Here is a 20455-nt window from a genome sequence, read left to right on the forward strand (position 1 = left end):
GCTGAACCAAGCCCCCTGCGCGCGCCAGCAAAGGCCGGGTTCGCGTGGCCGCGGACGGCGCGCGGGCCCGGCGCGCTAGAATCGCAGGCCTTTCCCGACGTCCCCTGCCGATGTCCCTGCGCCTGTACAACAGCCTGACCCGCAAGGTCGAGGCGTTCGAACCGCTCGATTCCGCGTCGCCGACCATGTACGTGTGCGGGCCGACGGTCTACAACTACGTGCACATCGGCAACGCCCGCGGGCCGGTGGTGTTCGGGGTGCTGGCCGCCCTGCTCCGGCGCCGCCACGGCGCGCTGAAGTACGCGCGCAACATCACCGACGTGGACGACAAGATCAATGCCGCCGCCGCCGAGCAGGGCGTGCCGATCTCGGCGATCACCGACCGCTTCGCCGCCGCCTACCGGCAGGACATGGCCGCGCTGGGCGTGGCCGCGCCGGACATCGAGCCGGAAGCCACCGCCCACATCCCGCAGATCGTGGCCATGATCGAGCGCCTGGTCGAGGCCGGGCACGCCTATGCGGCCGAAGGCCACGTGCTGTTCTCGGTCGCCAGCTTCGACCGCTACGGCCAGCTCTCGCGCCGCGATCCGGAGGAGATGCTGGCCGGCGCGCGGGTGGAGGTGGCGCCGTACAAGCGCGACCCCGGCGACTTCGTGCTGTGGAAGCCGTCCACGCCCGAGCTGCCCGGCTGGGACTCGCCCTGGGGCCGCGGCCGCCCGGGCTGGCACATCGAGTGCTCGGCGATGGCCGCCGCCCACCTGGGCGAGACCATCGACATCCATGCCGGCGGCATCGACCTGCAGTTCCCGCACCACGAGAACGAGATCGCGCAGAGCCAGTGCGCGCACGGCGGCAAGGTGTTCGCCCGGTTCTGGCTGCACAACGGCATGCTCAACTTCGGCGGTGCCAAGATGAGCAAGTCGATCGGCAACATCGAGCGGGTCCACGACCTGGTCCGCAGGCATCCGCCCGAGGCTCTGCGCTACGCCCTGCTCTCGGCCCACTACCGGCAGCCGCTGGACTGGTCAGATGCGCTGATCGAGCAGTCGGTGCGGACCCTGGACCGGCTGTACGGCACCCTGCGCGACCTGGCCGGGATCGAGACGGCGCCGGCGATTCCGCTGGCGGTCGAGGATGCGCTGGAGGACGACCTCAACACGCCGCAGGCGCTGGCCGAGCTGGCGCGGATCGCCGGCGAGGCGCGCAAGGCCGGCGATGCCGCCGAGAAGGCGCACCTGAAGGCCGAACTGCTCGGTGCCGGCCTGGCCCTGGGCCTGCTGCAGCAGGCGCCGGCCGACTGGTTCAACCGCGGCGCCTCCGGCGAGGACGACACGCGGATCCAGGCGCTGGTGGACGAGCGCGGCGCGGCCAAGCGGGCGCGCGACTTCGCCCGCGCCGATGCGATCCGCGAACAGCTGGCGGCCGAAGGCATCCTGCTGGAGGACACGCCGCAAGGCGTGCGCTGGGTGAGGAAGCACGCGTGAGCGAACCCCTCTTCCCCCTCGAACCCACCGCCGCCGCCGCACAGGCCGCGATCAAGGACGAGTTCGCCTTCTTCGGCGACTGGTCCGAGCGCTACCAGTACCTGATCGACCTGGGCCGCAAGCTGCCGCCGTTCCCGGAGGAATGGAAGGTCGAGGAGCACCGCCTGCACGGCTGCCAGTCGCTGGTCTGGATCGTGCCGCAGGGCAACCGCGAGCGCCTGGACTTCCACGCCGTCAGCGACTCGGCCATCGTCTCCGGGCTGATCTACCTGGCGCTGCGGGTTTACTCCGGCCGCCCGGCCGCGGAGATCCTGGCCACCGACCCGGACTACATCGCCGACATCGGCCTGGCCCGGCACCTCTCGCCGACCCGCAGCAACGGCCTGGCCTCCCTGCTGGCCTTCATCCGCGACACCGCGCGCGCGCAGGCCTGAGGTGGCCGGCGCCACGCCCGACCTGTCGATTCCCTCACCCCTGCGCGAGAGCGGCTTCCGGGTCCTGCTCGGCTACCGGCTGTGCGCGATCCTGTCCTACCAGATCGTCGCGGTCACCGTCGGCTGGCACATCTACGAACTGACCCGCGACACCTTCGCCCTGGGTCTGGTCGGCCTGGCCGAGGTCCTGCCCTTCATCGGCATGGCCCTGTTCGCCGGCTACCTGGTCGACCACCTGCCGAAGAAGCGGCTGGGGGCGATGGCCTGCGCCGGCCTGTGCGCCACCGCGGTGCTGCTGGCGCTGGTCGCGGCCGGTCACCTGGCACCGGGCAGGACCTGGCCGATCTATGCGGCGATCGTGCTCACCGGCCTGGTCCGCTCGTTCCTCACGCCGGTCTACACCGCGCTGTTCGCGCGGGTGCTGCGGCGCGAGCAGTTCGCCCGCGGCGCCAGCGTCGGCAGCGTGGCTTTCCAGACCGCGCTGGTCTGCGGCCCGGCGCTGGGCGGGGTGCTGGTCGGCTGGGCCGGCAAGACGGTGGCCTATGCGCTGGCCGCAACGCTGGCAATCGTCGCCGGCGGCGTGCTGCTGTCGCTGCGGGTGCCCGAGCCGAGGCCCGAAGGCCCGCGTGCGCCGGTGTTCGCCAGCATCCGCGAGGGCCTGCGCTTCGTGTTCGGCAACCAGGTCATGCTCGGCGCGCAGGCCTTGGACCTGTTCGCGGTGCTGTTCGGCGGGGCGATCTCGCTGGCGCCGGCCTTCATCCACGAGATCCTGCACTACGGTCCGGAAGGCCTGGGCATCCTGCGAGGCGCGCCGGCGCTGGGCGCGGTGCTGGTCGGCGTGGTCCTGGCGCGGCGGCCGCCGGGGCGCCACGCGGGCCGGCTTTTGCTGTGGGCGGTGGCCGGGTTCGGGCTGTGCATCATCGGCTTCGGCCTGTCGCGGCACTTCTGGCTGTCGGCGTTCTTCCTGCTGCTGTCGGGCGTGTGCGACGGGGTGTCGGTGGTGTTGCGCACGACGATCATGCAGCTGGTCACTCCGGACGGAATGCGCGGGCGAGTGGCCTCGATCAACGGCATCTTCATCGGTTCGTCCAACGAGCTGGGCGCGTTCTACGCCGGCTCGATGGCGCGCCTGCTCGGGCTGGTGCCGGCGGTGGTGCTGGGCGGCTGCGTCACCCTGGGCGTGGTCGCCACCACCGCGGTGAAGGCGCCGAAGCTGCGGCGGCTGGACCTGAAGGAACTGTAGGCGCGTTCCGCACCGGACACGGAAAAGCGAAGCCCGCCGGAAGGCGGGCTTCGTCATGAACGGCCTGCGCGGGCGGGTTATTCGCCCTGCTGCTTCTGCAGGTGTTCCCAGCGCTCCTGGGCGTCGATGGTGCGCTCGGCGGTCAGACGCGCCTCCAGGCGCTCCAGGCCGATCTCCTCGCCGGTGTCCACGCAGTAGCCGTAGTCGCCGGCTTCCAGGCGCTTGAGCGTGCTGTCGATCTTGCCGATCAGCTTGCGGTAGCGGTCGCGGGTGCGCAGCTCGAGCGAGTTCTCGGTCTCGCGGGTGGCACGCTCGGCCTCGTCGCCGATGTCGCGCACTTCGTCCTTGAGGTTCTCGATGGTCTGCTTGGATTCCTCGACCAGGTCCGCGCGCCACTGCAGAAGCCGCTGGCGGAAGTACTCCTGCTGCAGCGGGCTCATGTATTCCTCGTCCACCTTCGGCTTGTAGCCGGCCGGCAGGACGGGGCGGCCGGTGGCGTCGTCGACCTTGTAGTCCACGACCGCACGCCGGGACGGCGCAGGGGCCTGCGTTTCGGGCTTCTTCGAGACCACGGCGACGGCGACCTTGCCGGGAGTCCGGACCGGCGGCTGGACCGGCTTGGCCGGGGTCTTGCTGGGGGGTTTGCTTGGGGGCACTGGCTTGTCTTGCGGGGTTGCGACCGCCGGCACCGGGGACGCCTTGGCGGCGGTCGGCTTGGCGGTGGATTTGGGGGACTCAGGCCGGCTAGCCGGCTTGGGAGAGGACTTGCTGGCCACCGTAGGCCGGGCATCCGGCTTGGCGGCAGGCTTGCTGGAGGCGACCGGCCTGGCAGCGGGCTTCGCCGCGGCCACCGGTTTGGCGGCGGGCTTGGTCGCCTTGGCCACCGGCCTGGCGGCCGCGACCGGCTTCTTCGCCACCGGCTTGGCAGGAGCGGCCTTCTTCGGGGCGACCTTGGCGGGAGCGGGCTTGGCCTTCTTCACCGCGGGCTTGGCGGCCGGCTTGGCGGCCTTCTTCGCGACGGGTTTGGCCGGCGCCTTCTTCGCTGCCGGCTTGGCGACGGGCTTGGCTCCCTTCTGCGGAGCCTTCGCCGCCGTCTTGGCCACCGGCTTCTTGGCGGGAACGGTCTTCTTGGCCGCTTTGGCGGCCTTCTTCACGGGTTTCTTGGCAGCCACGTACGAAGGTTCCTCCAGGGTTTTCCCGTTGCCGGGAAAGCGCGCCTTTATAGCTCACCCCACCCGGTGCGGCAACCTTGTACGGGCGCGGGTATCATGGCCGCGTGATCGCCCGCCTGCTCATCCTGGCGCTGCGCGCCTACAAGCGCTTCATCAGCCCTTGGCTCGGCCCGCGTTGCCGCTTCGTGCCCAGCTGTTCGGAGTACGCGATGCAGGCCATCGCCCTGCACGGCCCGGCGCGCGGCGGCTGGCTGGCGGTGCGCCGCCTGGCCCGCTGCCAGCCGCTGCATCCGGGTGGCTACGACCCGGTGCCCGAGGGCACCGGCGCACACTCCCCTTCCTGCTCCTGCAAAGGCCACTCCTGATGTCCGGCACCCTGATCGTCAACGCCCGCCTGGTCAACGAAGGTCGCCAGTTCGACGGCGACCTGCGGATCGACGCCGCCGGCCGCATCGCTGCCATCGGCCCAGGCCTGCAGGCGCGCCCCGGCGAGGAGGTGGTCGACGCCGCCGGCCGCTGGCTGCTGCCGGGGATGATCGACGACCAGGTCCACTTCCGCGAACCGGGCCTGACCCACAAGGGCGACATCGCCAGCGAATCGGCCGCGGCGGTGGCCGGCGGCCTGACCAGCTTCATGGACATGCCCAACACCAACCCGCCCACCCTCGACGCGGCGGCGCTGGAGGCCAAGTACGCGCTGGCCCGGGGCCGGGCCTGGGGCAACCATGGCTTCTACTTCGGCGCCAGCAACGACAACCTCGACGCGGTGCGCACGCTCGACCCGAAGGCCTCGCCGGGCGTGAAGGTGTTCATGGGCGCGTCCACCGGCAACATGCTGGTCGACAACCCGGAGACGCTGGACGGGATCTTCCGCGAGACCCCGGTGCCGATCATCACCCACTGCGAGGACACCCCGACCATCGACCGTACCCTGGCCGAGTTCAAGGCCCGCTACGGCGAGGACGGGCTGACCCCGGCGATGCACCCGGACATCCGCTCGCGCCAGGCCTGCATCAAGTCCACCGAGCTGGCCCTGTCGCTGGCGCGCCGGCACGGCACCCGCCTGCACGTGCTGCACATCTCCACCGCCGACGAGCTGGCGCTGTTCGAGCGCGGCCCGCTGGTGGACGCGGCCGGCAAGGTGCGCAAGAGGATCACCGCCGAGACCTGCATCCACTTCCTGCGCTTCGACCGCGCCGACTACGCGCGGCTGGGCAACTTCATCAAGTGCAACCCGGCGATCAAGGACGCCTCCGACCGGCAGGCGCTGATCGCCGCCCTGGTCGAGGACGTGGTCGACGTGCTGGCCACCGACCACGCGCCGCACACCCTGGAGGAGAAGCAGAAGCCCTATCTGCAGGCGCCTTCCGGCCTGCCGCTGGTGCAGTACGCGCTGCTGGCGGCGATCGAGCTGGTCCACGAGGGCCGCATGGACATCGCCCGGGTGGTGCAGAAGACCGCGCACGCGCCGGCGCAGCTGTTCGACGTGGCCCAGCGCGGCTTCCTGCGCGAGGGCTACTGGGCCGACCTGGTGCTGGTCGACGATGCGCCGCTGACCGTGCGCCGCGAGGACGTGCTGTCCAAGTGCGGCTGGTCGCCGTTCGAGGGCACCACGTTCCGCTCGCGGATCGGCGCGACCTGGGTCAACGGCCGGCTGGCGTGGAACGGCCGCGAACTGGTCGGCGCGGCGGACGGGCAGCGGCTGGAATTCGACAGGTGACCACGGGCCCGTCGTTCCCGCGCAGGCGGGAACCCAGTGGCTTCCGTTCCGATCGCGACCCACCCGTCGAAAATCCACGTCGCTGGGTTCCCGCCTGCGCGGGAACGACGGTACTGATGGTGGTCTGCGCGCTGGTTGCCGGACTGGTTCCGATCCCGGGCTGGACAACCCCACAGGACCACGCTCCCGCCGCAGCCGGCCCGGCCGACGTCCGGGTGGTCTTCCCCGCCAGCGTGCCGCAGGGCTCGATGGTGCTGGGCAAGGTGCCGCCGGGCAGCAAGGTGGAATACGCGGGACGCACCTTGCGCACCACCGGCTACGGCACGGTGGTGTTCGGCATCGGTCGCGACCAGGCCGGCCCGGTGCAGGTGGCGGTGACCCGGCCGGACGGCAGCCGCGAAGTGGCGCAGATCGCAGTGACCGCGCGCGACTGGCCGGTGCAGAGGGTGGACGGGGTGCCGCCGAAGACGGTCGATCCGCCGCCGGTGATCGCCGCGCGCATCGCCCGCGAACAGGCCCGGGTGGTGACCGCGCGCGAGCGCGACGACGATCGCGCCGACTTCGCCCGGCCCTTCGCCTGGCCTTTGCAGGGACGGATCAGCGGCCGCTTCGGCCACCAGCGGGTCTACAACGGCAAGCCCGGTTCGCCGCATTCGGGCATGGACATCGCCGCGGCCACCGGCACGCCGGTGCAGGCCCCGGCCGCCGGCGTGGTCACCTTCGCCGACCCGGACCTGTACCTGACCGGCGGCACCGTGCTGCTCGACCACGGCTTCGGGATCAGCTCCAACTTCCTGCACCTGTCGCGGATCGACGTGCAGGTCGGCCAGCGGGTCGAGCAGGGCCAGGCGATCGGCGCGGTCGGCGCGACCGGGCGGGCGACCGGGCCGCATCTGCATTGGGGGATGAACTGGTTCGACGTGCGCATCGATCCCCTGCTGGTGCTCGAGCGCCAGCCCTGATCCGCCATGGACGACCTGTTCGCCACCGCCGCCCGGCCTGACGACGCCACCACCGCGCGCATCCACGTCGGCACCGGCGGCTGGGTCTACGCCCCGTGGCGCGGCGGCGCGTTCTATCCGGAGAAGCTGGTGCAAAGGCGCGAGCTGGAGTACGCCAGCCGCCAGCTGACCGCCATCGAGATCAACGGCACCTATTACGGCGCGCAGAAACCGGCCACCTATGCGAAATGGCGGGACGAGACCCCGCCCGGCTTCCTGTTCACCGCCAAGGCGCCGCAGAGGATCATGGCCAGCCGCCGCCTGGCCGGCACCGGTGCGCAGGTCGAGGACTTCGTCGGCGGGATCGCCGAGTTGGGCGATCGCCTGGGCGCTTTGCTGTGGCAGTTCGACCGCGGCCAGTCGCCGGCGCTGGACGAACTGGCCGCCTTCCTCGACCTGTTGCCGGAGCGCGCCGGCGGGCGCCGCCTGCGCCACGCGCTGGAGCTGCGCGATGCGGCGCTGTTCACGCCTGCGCTGCTGGAGCTGCTGCGGGCGCGCAACGTGGCGCTGGTGTTCGCCGGCTCGGACGAGCACCCGTCCTGGGCCGACCTGACCGCCGACTTCGGCTACGCCCGGCTGATGCAGTCGCGCGCGGACTTGGCCGAGGGCTACCCTGGCCGGGAACTGGACGAGTGGGCGCGCCGCGCCCGCCAATGGGCCGGCGGCGGCGATCCGGACGACCTGCCGCACCTGGGCGGCGTGCAGGCGCCTGCGGCCGCGCGCGAGGCCTTCGTGTTCTTCATCGCCGGGGCCAAGGAGCGCAACCCGGCCGCGGCGCAGGCGCTGATCGCCCGGCTGTAGGCGCCGCTCCCGGCGTGCGAGGATGGGCCCCATGACCGAATCCCATCGCCGCACGCCGGCCACGCCGCGCTTCGCCCTGGTCCTGCTGGGCCTGTTCGCCATCGCCTGGGTCGCGCTGGCGATCGCGCCGAAATACCGCGACGACTGGGCCCTGGAGAACGTGCTGGTGCTGGTGGCGGTCCCGGTGCTGGCCTGGGGCTGGCGCACGCTGCCGCTGACCCGGCTCAGCTATGCCTGCCTGTTCCTGTTCGGCCTGCTGCACGAGATCGGTGCGCACTACACCTACGCCGAGGTGCCGTACGACGCCTTCTTCCAGCGGCACCTCGGCTTCTCGCTGGACGCGGCCCTGGGCCTGCAGCGCAATTCCTTCGACCGGCTGGTGCATTTCCTCTACGGCGTGCTGGTGACCCCGGCCTGCATCGAGCTGCTGGACCGGGTGGCGCCGCCGCGCGGGGCCTGGCGCTGGGTGATGCCGGTGAGCTTCGTCATGTCCCATTCGCTGCTGTTCGAGATGTTCGAGTGGCTGGCCGCCAGCGTGTTCGGCGGCGACCTTGGCCAGGCCTACCTGGGCACCCAGGGCGACGTATGGGATGCGCAGAAGGACATGCTGATGGCCACGGCCGGGGCGGTGGTCGCCGTGACGGCGCTGGGCCTGCGCGGCTGGCTGGCGCCGCGCCACTGAGGCGCGACCGCATCGACAGCATCGTCGCGGGCACCGGCGGCGGGCGATAATGCGCCGATGCCGACCTCCGATCGCACCCGCGCCCAACTGCAAATCCATTTCTGCGTCCTGTTGTGGGGCTTCACCGCGATCCTGGGCAAGCTGATCAGCCTGCCCGCGTTGCCGCTGGTGTGGTGGCGGATGCTGCTGGTCGTGGCGGCGCTGGCCCTGATCCCGCGCGTGTGGCGCGGGCTGCGCGCGTTGCCGCCGCGGCTGGTGCTGGCCTATGCCGGCATCGGCGTGCTGGTGGCCCTGCACTGGCTGACCTTCTACGGCGCGATCAAGCTGGCCAATGCCTCGGTGGCGGCCACCTGCATCGCGCTGGCCCCGGTGTTCACGGCGGTGATCGAGCCGTGGGTCGCGCGGCGCCCCTTCCGCCCACGCGAACTGGCGCTGGGCGTGGCGGTGCTGCCGGGCGTGGCGCTGGTGGTCGGCGGCGTGCCCGATGGCATGCGCCTGGGCGTCGCCGTGGGGGCGCTGTCGGCCCTGCTGGTGGCCGCGTTCGGTTCGTTCAACAAGCGCCTGGTCGAACACGCCGACCCGTTGACGGTTACCGGCATCGAGCTCGGGGCCGGCACCCTGGCGCTGACCCTGCTCGCGCCGCTGATGCCGCTGCTGTTGCCGGCCTTCGCCGGCGACCTCCTGGTCCTGCCTGGGCTGCACGATGGCGCGCTGCTGCTGGTGCTGTCGCTGGGCTGTACCCTGCTGCCGTTCGCGCTGTCGCTGGTCGCGCTGCGCCACCTCAGCGCCTACACGGTGCAGCTGGCGACCAACCTGGAACCGGTCTACGCGATCGTGCTGGCGGCGCTGCTGCTGGGCGAACAGCGCGAGCTGACCCCGCTGTTCTACCTGGGCGTGGCGATCATCCTCGGCGCGGTGTTCCTCGACCCGCTGCTCTCGCGCCGCGGCCGCAAGCCCCCGCCGGCCGAGGTGCAGCACCCGGAAGTGCTCGGCATCTCCGAGGCCAAGCAGCTGGTGGAATGACGACGCGGCACGACGGGCCGGATCCGGTCCTGGTCGACGGATTGTCCGTCCAGCCGGCAATCGCGGACCGGGGATGGTGGCGGGACTAGCCGGGCAAGCCCGGCTCTACGAAAACCAGGCCGGGCGCGGGGCTTCAGTGGCCTTCGTCGACTTCGACCCGGTCGCGGCCGGCGTTCTTGGCCCGGTACAGCGCGTGGTCGGCGCGGGCGATCAGCTCGCCGGGCGTTTCGCCGCGCCGGTACTGGGCCACGCCGATGCTGCCGCTGACCACGATCCCGATCGGCAGCACGGCGATGCCCTGGCGCAGGAACTCGCACTGCAGCCGCGCCTGCTCGAGCGTGGCGTCGGGAACGAGCACGGCGAATTCCTCGCCGCCGTAGCGTGCCGCCATGCCCGCGCCGGCAAAGTGCGACTTCAGCAGCGCGGCCACCTCGGCGAGCACGCGATCGCCCTCGGCGTGGCCGTTGACGTCGTTGATGGTCTTGAAATGGTCCAGGTCCAGCAGCGCCACCGACAGCGGCAGACCCTCGCGTTCGGCCCGCTCGATCGCGGCGGCCAACGCCACCGCGTATGCACGCCGGTTGGGCAGGCCGGTCAGCGGATCGGTGCGGGTCTGCTCGGCCAGGTCGGCGTTCTGCTGTTCCAGCAGGTCCGAATACTGGGTCAGCTGCTGCTCGTACCAGTCCCGGTCGCGCATGTGGCGGTCGAGCTCGCGCGCGGCCCGGCGCAGTTCGATCAGGTGCGCGGCCTGGCGCGCCAGCGCGCGCAAGGCTTCGGCCTGGCTCCCGCTCAGCGTGCCCGGGCGGTCGTCGAACACGCACAGGCTGCCCAGCGGCAGGCCCTCGCCATCCAGCAGCGGCACGCCGGCGTAGAAGCGCACGCCCAGCTCGCCGGTGACCGCCGGATGGTCCACGAAACGGGCATCGCGCAGGGTGTCCTCCACCAGCATCAGGCGTCGTGGTTCGAGGATGGCGTGGGCACAGAACGATTCGTCGCGCGGGGTCTGCTCGGTGTCGAACCCGTAGCGCGCCTTGAACCACTGCCGGTCCGCATCGACCAGGGTCACCGCGCCCCTGCCCGTCCCGGCGAGGGTGGTGGCCAGCCTTACCAGGTCGTCGAAGGCCTGGTCGGGCGGCGAGTCCAGCAGGCGCGTGGCGCGCAGGGCGGCCAGGCGTTCGGCTTCGTTGTCCGGCTTGGCGGGTCTGAGCATGCGTCCCCCGGGGATTGGTGGGCGCAAGTATGCCAAGCGCGGCGGGCGCCGGCGTCAACGGCGCGCACGCGCTGCGCTCAGTGCACGACCAGCACCGGCACCGGGCTGAGCGCGATCACCTTCTGCGTCACCGAGCCGACCAGCAGGCTCTTCAGCGCGCCCTTGCCGTGGCTGCCGATCACGACCAGGTCGGCCTTGGCGGCCTTGGCCCGGGCGAGCACGGTGGGCACGATCTCGCCGACCGCGGCGTGCTCCTGGAACGCCAGCCGCGCCCGCTGCAGGGCCTGCCGCACCGCCGCCAGCGCGGCCTCGGACTGGCGCTCGTAGTAGCGCCCCGGGCCGGCCTTGCCGAACTCCTTCTCCGCCGCCCTGGACAGGCGCGGGACCACGTGCAGCACGTGCAGCTCCGGCGCCTCCTTCAGCGCCTTGGCCAGCCTGGCCACCCGGCGCACGGCCGCGGTGGCGACCGCGCTGTCGTCCACCGCCAACAGGATCCTCATCGACTGCGCTCCTCAGCACGGGGTATGCGGCGATGGTAATGCGGCCGCCGGCGCGCCGGAATGACCACGATCAATTGCCACTGCCACTGTGCCGCCGCCGGGCTACCAGTCCTGGTGCCCGGGCAGCAGGCCGCGCAGCTCGGCCTCGCTCAGGTTGCGCCACTGCCCGGGCTTGAGCGCGCCCAGCCTGACGTTGTCGATCCGCACCCGGCGCAGCTGGGTGACCCGGTAGTCGAAGGCCGCCGCCATCAGCCGGATCTGCCGGTTCAGGCCCTGCTCGAGCACGATCCGGAAGCCGAACTTGGCGATCCGCGTGGTCCGGCACGGCAAGGTCGTCTGGCCGTGGATCCGCACCCCGCGCGCCATCCCGCGCAGGAACTCCTCGGTCACCGGCTTGTTGACCGCGACCAGGTACTCCTTCTGATGGCGGTTCTCCGCGCGCAGGATCTGGTTGACGATGTCGCCGTTGCTGGTCAGCAGGATCAGCCCCTCCGAATCCTTGTCCAGGCGGCCGACCGGGAAGATCCTCTGCTCGTGGCCGACGAAGTCGACGATGTTGCCGTCGACCGCGCTCTCGGTGGTGCAGGTGATGCCGACCGGCTTGTTCAGGGCGATGTAGACGTGGCGGCGCTTGCCGGCCTTGGCGGTGCGCGCCTTCAGCGGCTGGCCGTCGACCAGCACCGCGTCGCCTTCGCCGACCACCGCGCCGGTCCCGGCCGGCTGACCGTTGACGGTGACCCGGCGCGCGGCGATCAGGCGGTCGGCCTCGCGGCGGGAACAGAAGCCGGTCTCGGCGATGTGCTTGTTGAGGCGTACGGTCATGGCGCCATTATGGGCGAGGCCGGCGCCGCCGCGGCGGCCGGCCGCGCCAGGGCGTCCTCCTCGATCAGCTGCTCCAGCGGGCACGGCACGTGCACGCCGAAGCCCTGGATCCGCGACACCCCCAGCAGGGCCAGCCGGCGCGCGGTGGCGTCCGAGTCCACCCATTCGGCGATGGTCTCCTTGCCCAGCGCCTGGCCGACCTGGGCCATCGAGCGCACCAGCGCCAGGTCGCTCTCGCCGCTGGCCATGTCGCGCACGAACACGCCGTCGATCTTGAGGATGTCGATGTCCAGGCGCTTGAGGTAGCCGAACGAGGACATGCCGCTGCCGAAGTCGTCCAGCGCGATCCGGCAGCCGCGGGCGCGCATGGCGGCGATGAAGCGGCAGGCATCGTCCATGTTGCCGATCACCGCGGTCTCGGTGATCTCCAGGCACAGCCGCGCGGCCAGCTCCGGCTGGCGGTCGAACAGGCCGCCCAGGTGTTCCAGGAACGCGGGATCGACCACCGACTGCGCCGAGACGTTGACGTGGCACAGCTCCAGCCTGTGCAGGTGCCCGGGATGGGCGGCCAGCTGCGCGGCCACCGCGTCGATCACGTGGCGGTCCACCAGCATGCCCTGGCCGTAGCGTTCGATCGCCGGCAGGAACGCGCCGGGCTCGTACAGCTGGCCATCGCGCTCGCGCAGGCGTACCAGCACCTCGTAGCGCAGGCCGCCGCTGCGGCCGCCGTCGACCGGCTCGATCTTCTGCGCGTACAGCAGCAGCCGGCCCTCGGCGATCGCCAGCCGCACCTGCGCCACCCAGTCCAGCTCGCGCCGGCGCCGGGCCAGGGTCTGGTCGGACTCGCGGTAGCAGCGGACCCGGTTGCGGCCCTCCTCCTTGGCCACGTAGCAGGCGGTGTCGGCCGCGCGCAGCAGCCAGTCGACGTCGGCCGCGCCGGCGTTGATCTCGACCACGCCGGTGCTGCAGTTCAGGCCGAAGCTGCGCCCGTCGCGCTGGAAAGCGTTCGCCGCCAGCGCCGCGTACACCCGCGCCATCACCGTCTCGGCTTGTTCCAGGCTGGTGTCGTGCAGCAGCACCGCGAACTCGTCGCCGCCCAGCCGGCCCAGCCAGTCGCCGCGGCGCAGGCAGTCCTGGACGATCCCGGCGAAGCGGCACAGGTAGCGGTCGCCGGCCTCGTGGCCGCAGGTGTCGTTGACCAGCTTGAACTGGTCCAGGTCGATGTAGCACAGGGCGTGACGGTCGCCGCGCAGCTTCACCTGGCCCAGCAGCTGGGACAGGCGGCGGCCGATCTCGCGCCGGTTGATCAGCCCGGTCAGTTCGTCGTGGCTGGCCTGGTGGGCCATCTCGCTGGCCAGGGCGTGGGCGTCGGACACGTCCTCGACCAGCACGAACACGTGGTCCTGCCCGGGCCGGCGCCCGGCGACCATCGAGGCGGTCCAGCGCACCCAGCGCATCCGGCCCCGGGCGCCGAGCAGGCGCCGCTCGCCCTGTTCCAGCAGCGCGGCCCAGTCGATCGCGCCGTCGCCGCGCGCAGGCAGGTCCTCGCTCAGCATCACGTCGGCCAGGCGGGACTGGCGCAGGCGCGGCAGCGGCATCTGCAGGATCTGCGCCAGCGCGCCGTTGGCCTGGGTGAAGCGGCCCTGCAGGTCCAGCCGGGCCATGCCCACCGCCGACTGGTGGAAGGCCATGCGGAATTCGCTCTCGGTCTCGCGCACCCGGTGCAGGGTGCTGCGCATCACCCGCACCGCGTAGGCGGCCAGCAGCACGAACACCGCCACCGCCAGCAAGAGAAGACCGCGGCGCATGGCATGGCTGCCTTCGGCCAGCGAGCGCGAGAACGCCAGTTCCAGCGGCCGCAGGCGGGCGTCGATCGCCAGCACCTCGCGCTGGTAGGCCTCGGCCTGGCCGGGTTCCAGCGGCCCGGCGCGCAGCTGCCGCTCCATCGCGTCGGCCAGCCCGACCAGGCGCAGGATCTCGCCCTCGGCCCGGCGCCAGTGCTCGACCGACTCGCGGAAGTACGGCGCCCGCTGCAGCAGCCGGAACATCCACAGCATCCGGTCGATGTCGCGCGGGTCGCTGCCGCCGCGGAGGAAGCCGGCGCGGCCGGCCGCCATGTCCACCGGATCGCGCTCCAGCGCCAGGCGCCCGTCGCGGTCGCCCAGCGGCACGTCCAGGGCGCGGCGGGCCTCGGCCAGGTCGGCGGGATCGCCGCCGCCGGCATAGCGGTAGAGCGCGTGCACCGCCCGCTGCTGGGCCTTGGACCAGTGGCTCTCGCCGATGATGTAGGCGGTGGCGCCGGCCTGGGTCTCCAGCAACAGGGTGGTCAGCAGGGTGCCGAGCGCGCACAGGCCGACCAGCAGCGCCACCCGGAACGGCAGGCGCTGCAGGCCGCGATCGTTGTCCTGTGCTTGCGTGCCGCCCAAACCTGGTCTCCGCGCATCGGCTGGCTTGCAGGCCCGCCTCACGGCGGGGGCGTACGCGGGCCCCGGTCCCGGACTGATCGGCCGGCGCCGGCGGCGCTTGAGCCGCGCGACCCGGCCGCGGCGCCGCCGCCATCGCAGCCCGTGCCGGCGGTCACACTGCGGGCGGCTCCGGCTCCTCGACGGCGGCCTCGACCCGGTCGCGGCCGCCGCGCTTGGCCCGGTACATCGCCTCGTCCGCGCGCCGCAGCAGGGCGGCCGCGTCGCGGTCCCCGGCCCGCAGGGAGGCCAGGCCGATGCTGGCGGTCACCGCCAGGCCGGGCACGCCCAGGCCGGCGGCGGCCTCGGACACCCGCCGGCGCAGGAACTCCATCCGCCGCCGCGCCGCCTCGCCCTCCACGCCCGGCAGCAGCAACAGGAACTCTTCCCCGCCCATCCGGATCACGTGCGCCGGTTCGCCGACGGCGGCGGCCAGCACCCGCGCCACCGCGACCAGCACCCGGTCGCCGACCGCGTGCCCGTGGAGGTCGTTGATCCGCTTGAACAGGTCGATGTCGAGGAAGCCCACGGTCAGCGCGCCGTCGCCCGCGCGCGCCTGCTGCAGCCGCTGCTCCAGGGTGCGCAGGCCGGCGCGCCGGTTCGGCAGGCTGGTCAGCGCATCGGTGTCGGCCAGCTGCTGCATCTCGTCGCGCTGCCGGCGCAGGCGACCCAGGCGCAGGTTGAGGGCGTAGGCGCTCACGGTCAGGAACCAGGTGATCGAGCCCTGGATCGCCTCGACCCGGTACTCCACCAGCCAGCGGTTGCCGGCCAGGTCGAGCAGGCCCATGGCCAGGAACGGCAGCATCGCCGCCAGCCCGGCCGTGCCTTCGGCCGACCCGCCCGCCGCGGCGAACGCCCGCCGATGGCTGGCGCCGTACAGGCCGATGGCGAACACCATCAGGTAGCCGAGCCGGAACGCCAGGTCCACCCCGCGCGCCAGCGGCGCCAGCGCGGCCATCGGCAGGGTCGCCGCCAGGACCGCGCCGCCGATCCAGCAGGCCAGGGTGAGCTGCAGCAGGTGCCGGCGCGAGGACAGCCACAACGCCGCCCCGCCGACCAGCAGCCACATGCCGTACAGCAGGGTGCTCAGGCCGATGCAGGAGAAGGCCGTCAGCCAGCGCCACTCGCTTTCGCCCACCGGCAGCCAGGGCTGCGGATAGCCGCTCAGGCCGCTGAGGATCGCCTGCCACAGCACCGCCAGCAGGCACAGCAGCGCATAGCCCAGGAACACGCCGTCGCGGGCGCTGAGGAAACCCATCAGCGCGGTGAAGGCCAGGGCGATGGCCACCGCCAGCGCGGCCGCGCGCACCAGCAGGCGGGCGGTGTCGATCTGCTGCACCGGGCTGGGGGCGCCGACCCGCACGGTCGGGATCCAGGCCGGCTTCAGCGGCCGCGTCCAGGCCACCCGGATCGGCTCCATGTCCCCGGCCGGCGGCACCACCACCATCCCCACGCCCGCACGGAAGCGCGAATCGCGGGTGCCGGCGTCGTGCATGCGGCCGCAGACCTCGCGCTCGCCGTGGGCGACCATCACCTCGCCGGCGAACACGTTGAACACGTCCACCGCCTGCGGCACCCCGGGCCAGCCGCCTTCCGGCGGCGGGATCTCGACCCGCACGTCCAGCGCGGCCAGCGCCTCGGGCGAGCAGCCGCGCACCGGGGCCGGTTCCCACGCCGGCGCGCCGGCCACCAGGTACTCGCCCTGCGGCTGCGGACCGATCGCGCCCTGCACCTGCAGCCAGGTCCACAGGGCCACCAGCAGGCCCAGCAGCACCAGCCGCAGCGCCATCCAGCGCCGGCCACGCCGCCCCCCTGCATTCCAGCGCTGCATCTTCCCCTGCGATCCCATCCCGAAAACCATGCCCGCCCATGCCCTCGCGCCGTCGCGGCCCGGAGTCCAGGCGACGCATCCGGTCGCAGGCATGATCGGCCGCGGAGGCGGCGACTTGAACGGGAATGTCAGGCGCCGGGGCCGAGGCGGGCCGCAGCCCGCCCCGTCGCGACCTCAGGCGCGGATCGCCGCCGCGACAGCCGCGGCGACCGGCTTCAGCCTCGCGGCTTCGGCGGACCCTTGCGATGCGGCCTGGCCGCCGGCGCCCGGCCCGGCTTGCCGCCCGGACGCGCGCCCTGGGGGCGGAAGCGGGCGCGCGGCGCGGACGCGTTCTCGCCCGGGGCGTGGCTGCCGTCCCAGCGGCTGATCCGCAGCTGCTGGCCGACCACCCAGGCCTTCTGCAGGTGCGACATGATCTCCTGCGGCATGCCCTCGGGCAGGTCGAGGATCGAATGGTCCTCGTGGATGTCGATCCGGCCGATGTAGCGGCTCTCCAGCCCGGCCTCGTTGGCGATCGCGCCGACGATGTTCCCGGGCTTGACCCCGTGCACGTGGCCGACCTCGACCCGGTAGGTCTCCATGCCCGCATCGGGCGCGGCGCGCGGCGGCTTGGGCGCGCGCGGCGGACGGCTGCCGTAGTCGCCTTCCTGCGGGCCGTCGAACGCGCGATGCGCGCGCGCGCCGGCATCGCCGTCGTGGCTGCGTGGCACGAAGCCCTCGCGCGGCGGACGCGGCGGGCGGGCTGCGCGGGCGTCCTCGCCGCGCGGCTCGCGCTCGAAGCGCGGCGCCCGCGGCGGCGGGTCCTTGGCTTCCAGCAGCAGCGGAGTGTCGCCCTGCAGCAGCCGCGCCAGGGCGGCGGCCACTTCCGACTCGGGCACGTCGTGCTCGCCGGCGTAGCGCGCGACCAGGTCGCGGTACGGCTCCAGGCCGCCGCTTTCCAGCGCGCCGGAGATCTTCTCGAAGAACCTCGCCACCCGGCGGTCGTTGACCGCGTCCACGCTCGGCAGCCGCATTTCCTCGATCGGCTGCCGGGTGGCGCGCTCGATCGCGCGCAGCATGCCCTTCTCGCGCGGGGTCACGAACAGGATCGCCTCGCCGCTGCGCCCGGCGCGGCCGGTGCGGCCGATGCGGTGGACGTAGCTCTCGGTGTCGTAGGGGATGTCGTAGTTGAGGACGTGGCTGATCCGCTCCACGTCCAGGCCGCGCGCGGCCACGTCGGTGGCCACCAGCACGTCCAGCTTGCCTTCCTTGAGCTGGGCGATGATCCGCTCGCGCTGCTGCTGCTGCAGGTCGCCGTTGATCGCCGCGGCGGCCTGGCCGCGCGCCTGCAGCTTCTCGGCCAGCTCCTCGGTACCGGCCTTGGTCCGGGCGAACACGATCATGGCGTCGAACGGCTCGGCCTCGATGATCCGGGTCAGGGCGTCGAGCTTGTGCATGCCGCTGACGAACCAGTAGCGCTGCCGGATGTTGGCCGAGGTCGTGGTCTTGGCCGCAATGGTGACCTCGGCCGGATCCTTGAGGTAGGTCTGGGCGATGCGCCGGATCGGCGCCGGCATGGTCGCCGAGAACAGCGCCACCTGGCGGGTCGGCGGGGTCTTCTGCAGGACCGCCTCGACGTCGTCGATGAAGCCCATGCGCAGCATCTCGTCGGCCTCGTCCAGGACCAGGCACTTGAGCTCGGACAGGTCCAGGGTGCCGCGCTCGAGGTGGTCGATCACCCGCCCCGGGGTGCCGACCACCACGTGCACGCCGCGGCGCAGGGCGTGCAGCTGCGGGCCGTAGCCCTGGCCGCCGTAGATCGGCAGGACGTGGAAGCCGGGCATCTTGGTGGCGTAGCGCTGGAAGGCCTCGGCGACCTGGATCGCCAGCTCACGGGTCGGCGCCAGCACCAGCGCCTGCGGCTTGGTCCGCGCCAGCTCCAGGTTGGCCAGCACCGGCAGGGCGAAGGCGGCGGTCTTGCCGGTGCCGGTCTGGGCGGTACCGAGCACGTCGCGGCCGGCCAGCAGCGCCGGGATGGTGGCGGCCTGGATCGGCGAGGGCGACTCGTAGCCGACTTCGCTCAGGGCGGCGAGCAACGGCTCGGGCAGGCCGAGGTCGCCGAAGCGCGGCGCGGCGGGGGTTTCTTGATCGGGGGCGGACATCCGGGGCTCCGGCGGCGCGCGCCAGGACGGCGCGGCGGGGTGTTGTAACAAGGGCGCCATTGTGCGCCGTCCGGCCCGGGCTTGTCGCGCCCGGGCTGAACGGGCGGGCCAGGGTCGTTCAGCGCCGGCGCTCGCGCTCCGGGTTCGGGACTTCCGAACGGAGCTTCAGCCCCCGACCCCAGCCTCCGCCGGTGCCGCTTCGGCGGCCGTGGCCGCCGGCGGCGCGGGCCGCGGTACCGGGCCTGCGTCGGCGCCCTCCACCACCGGCTCGGCGTTCTCCGCGGGTGCCGCCGGCTCGGACATGGCGTTGAACTCGGCCAGCGGGCTCTCGGCCGGGCAGTCGTCGTCGGGGAAGCCGAAGTCGCGGCGCAGCTGCAGGCCGCAGGCGTTCAGCGTCTGCACCGTCTCGCCGCCGCGGCAGCGTCCGTCGTAGGCGCGCACCCAGGCCTCGCGCCGGCGCATGAAATCGTCGCCGCACTTGTCCAGCAGCTGCACCCGGTCCAGATCGTCCTGGGCGGCGTTGTTGCCGTCCAGGCCGTAGGCCGCCAGTTCGTCGGTGGTGAGCAGGCGCAGGCTGCGGTTGGGTACGGTCTTCATCACGTCGGCCAGCAGGGGCGAGGCACCGTTGCGCTCCAGGTAAGCGCGAACGGTGGCGTAGACCGCCTGCAGCTCGGTGTTGAGCTCCTCGCGGTTGGTGGCGGTGGAGCTGAGCCGGATGATCCGGTGGATGCCCACCCGCCCGGCCAGCACCCGGCTGTCGCCGCCGGCCAGCACGAACACGCAGGCGCTGTGGCAGACCGAGTCCTCGCGCACCCACAGGGTCCAGTGGTGCTTGCCGATCCAGTCGCCGGCGCGGATCGCGTCCTCGACCTGGCCGCCGGTGGAGTCCAGGTCCAGTACCCGGTTGCCGATCCCCAGGCCGTCGGCCATGCGCGTGACCCGCTCGACCAGGGCGGTGAAGTCGCTGGCGATCTTGCCGCGGTAGCGCAGGCGCAGGACGTCACCGGCGCGGCAGGGTTCGAGCAGGTGGCGCAGGTTGGCGCGGCTGGGGGTGCTGATCGCCTCGCCGTCGCCTTCGCGGTAGTCGAGCCGGCAGTCGATCCAGGCCTGGCCCGAGGTCAGCTCCATCGGCGACCAGTCCGGCGCCTTGGCCTTGGCCGGCGGCGCCGGCGCGGGCGGCGGCGCGACCGGGGCCACCGGCGCCTGGCTCACCGCGCCGCCCTCCTCCGGCGAGGCCACGGTCTGGGTCTCGATCTCCGCCGGCGCCGGCGGCACGGGCGCGGCCGTACAGCCCGTGAGGGCGCAGAGGAACAGCAGGGTCAGGCCGCGGCGCGGCAGCAGGAACGACGGGAGCACGGTCACGGCAGGCGATGAAGACGACCCGCAGTCTAGGCGCTGCCTCCGCGGCCGTGGCAACGGGCGATGAACGCGGTCGCCGCGCTCAGCGCAACAGGGGCCACAGCACCATGGCGAAGCCGACCATCGACACCGTCCAGGCCGTCGAGCGCAGGTAGGGCACCCCGGACAGGTACAGCGGCACATAGGCCAGCCGCGCCCAGAAATAGACCTGCGCGCCCAGCGCGCTGGTGGCGTCGGCGCGGCCGCTGGCCGCCAGCGCCAGCACTGCGGCGGCGAACAGCGGGAAGGTCTCGAGGAAGTTGCGGAACGCGCGCTCGCTGCGCCCGGCCGCGCCGGCCGGCGGCGCCATCTGCTGGTCGCGGTTGCCGGTGTTCCAGGCCATGCCGCGCTGGCGGGTGACCAGCAGGTCGGCCAGCAGGAGCTGGGCCACGCCCAGCACGATCGCCCACGCCAGATACTGGATTTCGACGCTCATGAACTTTCTCCTTCCTGGATGTCGGGGCGCAGGGTAGCAGGCGCTCCCGCTACCACTGTCTCTTAAACACCTCCTACCCTGCCGGCGAATAGAGA

Annotated in this window: 18 protein-coding genes; 9 read left to right on the forward strand and 9 right to left on the reverse strand. The window is 72.6% G+C overall.

Annotated elements, in window-relative coordinates; genetic code table 11:
* Positions 1-110 precede the first annotated feature (110 nt).
* Genes cysS through CSC62_RS06575 form a run of 3 tightly spaced genes read left to right on the forward strand, consistent with a single transcriptional unit; the run spans position 111 to position 3161 of the window.
* Positions 111-1484 (forward strand): cysteine--tRNA ligase, encoded by a 1374-nt coding sequence (cysS, locus tag CSC62_RS06565; protein ID WP_162405376.1) that lies wholly within the window; start codon positions 111-113, stop codon positions 1482-1484.
* The gene (locus CSC62_RS06570; protein ID WP_162405377.1) at positions 1481-1918 is read left to right on the forward strand and encodes a SufE family protein; all 438 of its coding nucleotides are present in this window, start codon (positions 1481-1483) and stop codon (positions 1916-1918) included. Before cysS ends, CSC62_RS06570 begins: the two co-directional genes overlap by 4 nt.
* Position 1919: 1 nt before the next feature.
* The gene (locus CSC62_RS06575; protein ID WP_162405378.1) at positions 1920-3161 is read left to right on the forward strand and encodes an MFS transporter; all 1242 of its coding nucleotides are present in this window, start codon (positions 1920-1922) and stop codon (positions 3159-3161) included.
* 77 nt (positions 3162-3238) lie between these two features.
* Here CSC62_RS06575 and dksA read toward each other — a convergent pair whose 3' ends face one another.
* Complete coding sequence (gene dksA, locus CSC62_RS06580) at positions 3239-4333, reverse strand: RNA polymerase-binding protein DksA (RefSeq protein ID WP_162405379.1); 1095 nt, start codon at positions 4331-4333, stop codon at positions 3239-3241.
* 104 nt (positions 4334-4437) lie between these two features.
* On the opposite strand from dksA, the gene yidD reads away from it, so the two are divergent.
* The 6 genes from yidD (at position 4438) to CSC62_RS06610 (ending at position 9560) form a co-directional block, all read left to right on the forward strand.
* Positions 4438-4698, forward strand: a complete 261-nt coding sequence (gene yidD / locus CSC62_RS06585; protein ID WP_162405380.1) for a membrane protein insertion efficiency factor YidD — start codon at positions 4438-4440, stop codon at positions 4696-4698.
* Complete coding sequence (locus tag CSC62_RS06590; RefSeq protein ID WP_162405381.1) at positions 4698-6053, forward strand: dihydroorotase; 1356 nt, start codon at positions 4698-4700, stop codon at positions 6051-6053. The genes yidD and CSC62_RS06590 overlap by 1 nt, the downstream gene beginning before the upstream one ends.
* Before the next feature lie 116 nt (positions 6054-6169).
* On the forward strand, positions 6170-7015 hold the full coding sequence (locus CSC62_RS06595) for a M23 family metallopeptidase (RefSeq protein ID WP_162405382.1): 846 nt from the start codon (positions 6170-6172) through the stop codon (positions 7013-7015).
* Positions 7016-7021: 6 nt separating this feature from the next.
* The gene (locus CSC62_RS06600) at positions 7022-7855 is read left to right on the forward strand and encodes a DUF72 domain-containing protein (RefSeq protein ID WP_162405383.1); all 834 of its coding nucleotides are present in this window, start codon (positions 7022-7024) and stop codon (positions 7853-7855) included.
* A gap of 31 nt (positions 7856-7886) precedes the next feature.
* Complete coding sequence (locus CSC62_RS06605; RefSeq protein WP_162405384.1) at positions 7887-8537, forward strand: DUF2238 domain-containing protein; 651 nt, start codon at positions 7887-7889, stop codon at positions 8535-8537.
* 57 nt (positions 8538-8594) lie between these two features.
* Entirely contained in the window at positions 8595-9560 is a 966-nt protein-coding gene (locus CSC62_RS06610; RefSeq protein ID WP_162405385.1) for a DMT family transporter, read from the forward strand.
* A gap of 133 nt (positions 9561-9693) precedes the next feature.
* Here CSC62_RS06610 and CSC62_RS06615 read toward each other — a convergent pair whose 3' ends face one another.
* The 8 genes from CSC62_RS06615 to CSC62_RS06650 form a co-directional block, all read right to left on the reverse strand.
* The gene (locus CSC62_RS06615; RefSeq protein WP_162405386.1) at positions 9694-10770 is read right to left on the reverse strand and encodes a sensor domain-containing diguanylate cyclase; all 1077 of its coding nucleotides are present in this window, start codon (positions 10768-10770) and stop codon (positions 9694-9696) included.
* Positions 10771-10847: 77 nt separating this feature from the next.
* Positions 10848-11270 carry a universal stress protein gene (locus CSC62_RS06620; RefSeq protein WP_162405387.1) on the reverse strand — a complete coding sequence of 141 codons (423 nt, stop codon included), beginning with the start codon at positions 11268-11270 and terminating at the stop codon, positions 10848-10850.
* A 102-nt stretch (positions 11271-11372) separates the two neighbouring features.
* Positions 11373-12092, reverse strand: coding sequence for a pseudouridine synthase (locus CSC62_RS06625; RefSeq protein ID WP_162405388.1), 720 nt, complete (start codon positions 12090-12092; stop codon positions 11373-11375).
* On the reverse strand, positions 12089-14518 hold the full coding sequence (locus CSC62_RS06630; RefSeq protein WP_162405389.1) for a putative bifunctional diguanylate cyclase/phosphodiesterase: 2430 nt from the start codon (positions 14516-14518) through the stop codon (positions 12089-12091). The genes CSC62_RS06625 and CSC62_RS06630 overlap by 4 nt, the downstream gene beginning before the upstream one ends.
* A 151-nt stretch (positions 14519-14669) precedes the next feature.
* Positions 14670-16343 (reverse strand): sensor domain-containing diguanylate cyclase, encoded by a 1674-nt coding sequence (locus CSC62_RS06635; protein ID WP_162405390.1) that lies wholly within the window; start codon positions 16341-16343, stop codon positions 14670-14672.
* 257 nt (positions 16344-16600) lie between these two features.
* Positions 16601-18526 (reverse strand): DEAD/DEAH box helicase, encoded by a 1926-nt coding sequence (locus tag CSC62_RS06640; RefSeq protein WP_162405391.1) that lies wholly within the window; start codon positions 18524-18526, stop codon positions 16601-16603.
* 165 nt (positions 18527-18691) lie between these two features.
* Positions 18692-19888: a COG3904 family protein gene (locus tag CSC62_RS06645; RefSeq protein WP_246194242.1), complete on the reverse strand. Its 1197-nt coding sequence runs from the start codon at positions 19886-19888 to the stop codon at positions 18692-18694.
* 79 nt (positions 19889-19967) lie between these two features.
* A complete protein-coding gene (locus CSC62_RS06650; RefSeq protein WP_162405392.1) occupies positions 19968-20360 on the reverse strand; it encodes an MAPEG family protein in 393 nt (130 codons plus the stop codon).
* Positions 20361-20455: the final 95 nt, after the last annotated feature.

This window comes from Pseudoxanthomonas jiangsuensis, assembly GCF_010093185.1.
Taxonomy (GTDB): Bacteria; Pseudomonadota; Gammaproteobacteria; order Xanthomonadales; family Xanthomonadaceae; genus Pseudoxanthomonas; species Pseudoxanthomonas jiangsuensis.

Excerpts from the sequence above, each read along its gene's own strand:
- CSC62_RS06595 (WP_162405382.1), top strand. The coding sequence starts at position 6,170 with ATGGTGGTCTGCGCGCTGGTTGCCGGACTGGTTCCGATCCCGGGCTGG.
- CSC62_RS06635 (WP_162405390.1), bottom strand. The coding sequence starts at position 16,343 with ATGGCGCTGCGGCTGGTGCTGCTGGGCCTGCTGGTGGCCCTGTGGACC.
- CSC62_RS06605 (WP_162405384.1), top strand. The coding sequence starts at position 7,887 with ATGACCGAATCCCATCGCCGCACGCCGGCCACGCCGCGCTTCGCCCTG.
- CSC62_RS06640 (WP_162405391.1), bottom strand. The coding sequence starts at position 18,526 with ATGTCCGCCCCCGATCAAGAAACCCCCGCCGCGCCGCGCTTCGGCGAC.
- CSC62_RS06620 (WP_162405387.1), bottom strand. The coding sequence starts at position 11,270 with ATGAGGATCCTGTTGGCGGTGGACGACAGCGCGGTCGCCACCGCGGCC.
- CSC62_RS06590 (WP_162405381.1), top strand. The coding sequence starts at position 4,698 with ATGTCCGGCACCCTGATCGTCAACGCCCGCCTGGTCAACGAAGGTCGC.
- CSC62_RS06615 (WP_162405386.1), bottom strand. The coding sequence starts at position 10,770 with ATGCTCAGACCCGCCAAGCCGGACAACGAAGCCGAACGCCTGGCCGCC.
- cysS (WP_162405376.1), top strand. The coding sequence starts at position 111 with ATGTCCCTGCGCCTGTACAACAGCCTGACCCGCAAGGTCGAGGCGTTC.
- CSC62_RS06625 (WP_162405388.1), bottom strand. The coding sequence starts at position 12,092 with ATGACCGTACGCCTCAACAAGCACATCGCCGAGACCGGCTTCTGTTCC.
- CSC62_RS06650 (WP_162405392.1), bottom strand. The coding sequence starts at position 20,360 with ATGAGCGTCGAAATCCAGTATCTGGCGTGGGCGATCGTGCTGGGCGTG.
- CSC62_RS06600 (WP_162405383.1), top strand. The coding sequence starts at position 7,022 with ATGGACGACCTGTTCGCCACCGCCGCCCGGCCTGACGACGCCACCACC.
- CSC62_RS06610 (WP_162405385.1), top strand. The coding sequence starts at position 8,595 with ATGCCGACCTCCGATCGCACCCGCGCCCAACTGCAAATCCATTTCTGC.